This is a genomic window from Acinetobacter sp. WCHAc060033, from assembly GCF_004209125.1.
Taxonomy (GTDB): Bacteria; Pseudomonadota; Gammaproteobacteria; order Pseudomonadales; family Moraxellaceae; genus Acinetobacter; species Acinetobacter wuhouensis.
This window is the reverse complement of the sequence record NZ_SGSW01000103.1, coordinates 1-3,715: the sequence shown is the minus strand read 5'-3', so window position 1 is coordinate 3,715 and position 3,715 is coordinate 1. Positions and strand designations below refer to the sequence as shown.

The window sequence follows — 3,715 nt, the reverse complement described above, 5'->3', positions numbered from 1 at the left end:
ATAGATTTTAGGTGTAGGCTTCTTCATCTGGAAATTATATTACTGAAGAAGCCTTCAAGAATAGCTTTGTGCAACAAAGCCGTTTATTTCTAGTTTATTCAAATTAGTCGTTCAAATTAGGCGTTACTACGGATGAACAATAATTTTTACAGCAGACTCATTATTATGAATCAATGTTTCAAAGCCTTTAGAAACAAGATCATCTAATGCAATCCGTTGGGTAATAAAAGGTTCTAGATTAATCTTACCTTGCTCAACCAAACGGATAGTTTCCTGATGATCATTTACATAAGCAATCGTGCCACGAATATCTAGCTCTTTCATCACCACACTATGCACATTAATTGTGGCAGGATGGCTCCAAATAGAAACGATAACGACTACACCAGTTGGTTTCATTGCTGCAACGAGTGTATCCATGACTTTATTGACACTACTACATTCAAAAGCGACATCTACACCGCGGTCTTCTGTAATTTTCATTACCTCAGCAACTACATCAACCTTAGATGGGTCTAGTACATAATCGGCAACACCCGCTTCTATCGCTTTTTCTTTACGTTTTGCACTCAGTTCAGTAATGATGACCGTGAGACCTTTAGCCTTTAAAATAGCAGATAAAAGTAAGCCTATTGGGCCTGCTCCACCAACCAGTGCGATATCGCCAGCTTTTGCGCCACTTCTGACATAGGCATGATGACCGACAGATAAAGGTTCTATCAATGCTGCTTGGTCTAAAGGAATATCATTTGAAATAGGATGTACCCAACGCCGCTGAACTGCAATTTTTTCAGAAAGACCACCACCGCGTCCGCCTAAACCAATAAAGTTCATATTTTTTGATAAATGATACTTATCATTGGGGCCAGTCGGCACATCGTCAGCAATGATGTAGGGTTCAACTACGACATGTTGCCCAATTTGGATATCATCTACACCCTCTCCAACTGCATAAACCACGCCTGAAAATTCATGTCCCATTGTTACAGGTGCAGATTCTCCCGAAATTGGGTGTGGGTGACCACAAGGTGGAATAAAAATAGGACCTTCCATGAATTCATGTAAATCTGTACCGCAAATACCACACCACGCAACTTGAATTCCAACTGTGCCTGGAAGTACTTTCGGTTCAGGGATATCTTCAATTCGAATATCCCCTCGGTCATAAAAACGAGCTGCTTTCATTTTATATTCCTTATATTGATGTTAACGGTAAACCAGTGCGTACACGGCCTCAACTTTCAATAAAGTATAAAAGGTGTTTGTGTAGGCAATACCCTTACTTTTGATAAGCCAAAAGAAAGCAAAAGCCTTTGTTACCCATACATAACATCCCTATTATGATGGATAACGTGTGGCATCCCTGCCACACTCGTGTATCCAAACGTTGCTTAAATTAAACTATGTAATAGTGGCGACATAAAGGTGCTCTTATCGCTATATATTAAAAACTTAGTGGAACACTGTTTCTAAAGCTTTTAAACCCACTTTGGGATCAAGTAGACCGTTGTAAATTTCAGGGATTTCACGTTCCACCCCAAAAAATTCATAAATGGCAAGCATCGCCCCACGAACTGAATATTCCACAGTAAAGACCACGTCATCTTCAATTTCCACAAACTGTCCAAGGAAAGCAAAGTTTTGTGAGCCTTGTGGAATTACCTGTGGACGATCCCCCGGTTTACGGCAGGCGAATAGGGCAGAGGCGTATGGCATCATGGCGGTAGTAACATCAGTCGTTGCCAAAACATGATCTAAAATGTCGTCAAAACCGAGCTGTTTAATCAGTTCTGTTAGGATTTCTTGCCCCGTGGCTTCGGACATTGGTTTTTTGATGTAATCGCCTATATGGTCAATTTGGAAACCGTAGCCCCATAAGGTATATAAACCTTCAGGTAAGTCGGCAAAGTGTGGCTGTGCAGGAACCACGATGGATAAATGCCAACCCGACTCATACCAAGTCATGAGTGCGCCTGTGCCTGGTTCATTGCCTGTATAGTCAATAATACGTTTAAGTAGCACGTCATCTTTCATGGTCAGAGTGAAAGACTCCCACTTATGTTCATCGACATTGCCATAAAAAGTCATTGGACGGCCAAAGTCTGGGGCTTTTTGTGCCAGCGTTTCCCAAAGCGTCCAGCCATGATCTTCTCGATTACGAATAAGGGCAGGCACGTCATGATTACCGCCATAACGTGAGTCTGCTGTAATAGAGCCTAAAGTGAAAATAGCTAAATCATTGGCTTTCAGATTAATTTGCTCTGAGCCTTCAGGCAATTGTACATATAGGCGTGAAGCGTAGCGTTCTTGAGTTTCAGCATTGGTAATGAAGTCTGCATCTGTGACATAGTGTCCAAAACGCACATCGACGCCTTGTGCGACTAACCAACGCTGTAGGGGCAGAATCATCGAGTCATATTGGTTGTACTTGGTACGTTTCACACCCGCTAAGGTATGAATGCGTGGCAATTCTTGAATAAAACGCAAGAAATAGCGTCTTAACTCTGCTGCACTGTGCCATTTTTGAAAAGCGAAAGTCGTGCGCCACATGCGCCAGAAATTGGTTTCAAAAAAGGTTTCATCAAAAAACTCATCAATGCGGCGACTGCCAATTTTTTCTTCTTTTGAAGCTAATAGGCGCAGCATCTGTGCACGATGTAGCGTATTCAGACCAAGCTTTGCTGCATCCGCAATGACATGTTCGGCATCAATCAACCGTGCATTGGCGTGGGTTTTCACTTTTTCATTAAACTCACGACATTCTTCACGCACCGAAATGTCTGGATTTTCCAAAGATGGAATACTGGAAAATAAGTCCCATAGGCACAAATAAGTTTCATCGGTCAGCATTCGCCCACCACGTGTTACCCAAGCTTGCGCGGCATGCGGTGTATGTCCACCATCCATCGAACCACCTGAAATATCGAGTTCTTCTAAAATATGGATATTTTTGGCAGGGACTTTGGCATCACGGATTGCAAATGCAGCAGCAGCCATACCTGCGATACCACCACCAATAATCCAAAGATGGGACTGTTGTGCGTCTAATGGGGTGCGCTTCTTCTTTTGCATGGTTCACCTTTAATAATGATGTTAAAAACTATGAAGTATAAAATGTGATTTAGAAAAACCTTAAAAATAGTATGACTTTTTATATATGAAAAATGTATGAAATGGGAAGCAATTTACTCATTATATTTTGTAATCAAAAAAATGTAAGTAATGGATATTTTAATACACATTTGTATTTTTTTTAAAATAAAATATGATTTAAGTAATTGATTTTATTATTTTATAGAGTAATCACTCTATTTTGATCATATTTGTTTGTGTCTGAAGAATGTGTTTGAAACTAGGCTTTCTATTGATCATTAAAAGATATAATTGAATAATAGATCTCTTTCATAAATCAAAAAACGAGCACCTTTTTGATTGATATTTGTACTCTAATTTTCTTAGCATTCGTGCATAATCTGCGGATGAAATACATTGATTCAAAGAAGCTTTCTGAAACACAGTTTAAGCGATATACAGGCATCTCATGGGGCACTGTTGCAAATAACCACGAATGGTAAGCTGAAGACTGTTTTAGCTAAAGGTGCAGCATATGAATCCTTTCCATGGTCGGCACTTTCAAGGTGAAATCATTCTTTGGGCTGTTCGTTGGTATTGTAAATATGGCATCAGCTATCGTGAACTGCAGGAAATGCTGGCC

General features: G+C 40.3%; 2 protein-coding genes and 1 pseudogene. 1 reads left to right on the top strand and 2 read right to left on the bottom strand.

Annotated features, from left to right (window positions below):
- Positions 1–126: 126 nt before the first annotated feature.
- Together EXE10_RS20295 and EXE10_RS20290 are read right to left on the bottom strand one after the other, a co-directional pair.
- Positions 127–1,185, bottom strand: a complete 1,059-nt coding sequence (locus tag EXE10_RS20295; RefSeq protein ID WP_004281883.1) for a 2,3-butanediol dehydrogenase — start codon at positions 1,183–1,185, stop codon at positions 127–129.
- Positions 1,186–1,452: 267 nt separating this feature from the next.
- A complete protein-coding gene (locus EXE10_RS20290; RefSeq protein WP_005144678.1) occupies positions 1,453–3,072 on the bottom strand; it encodes an oleate hydratase in 1,620 nt (539 codons plus the stop codon).
- 535 nt (positions 3,073–3,607) lie between these two features.
- Between EXE10_RS20290 and EXE10_RS20285 the strand changes: the two are divergent.
- Positions 3,608–3,715 (top strand): annotated as a pseudogene (locus tag EXE10_RS20285) (IS6 family transposase); the annotation flags it as partial.

What these genes read in the sequence shown, in the direction of transcription:
- EXE10_RS20295 (WP_004281883.1), bottom strand. Translation starts at nt 1,185, where the DNA reads ATGAAAGCAGCTCGTTTTTATGACCGAGGGGATATTCGAATTGAAGAT.
- EXE10_RS20290 (WP_005144678.1), bottom strand. Translation starts at nt 3,072, where the DNA reads ATGCAAAAGAAGAAGCGCACCCCATTAGACGCACAACAGTCCCATCTT.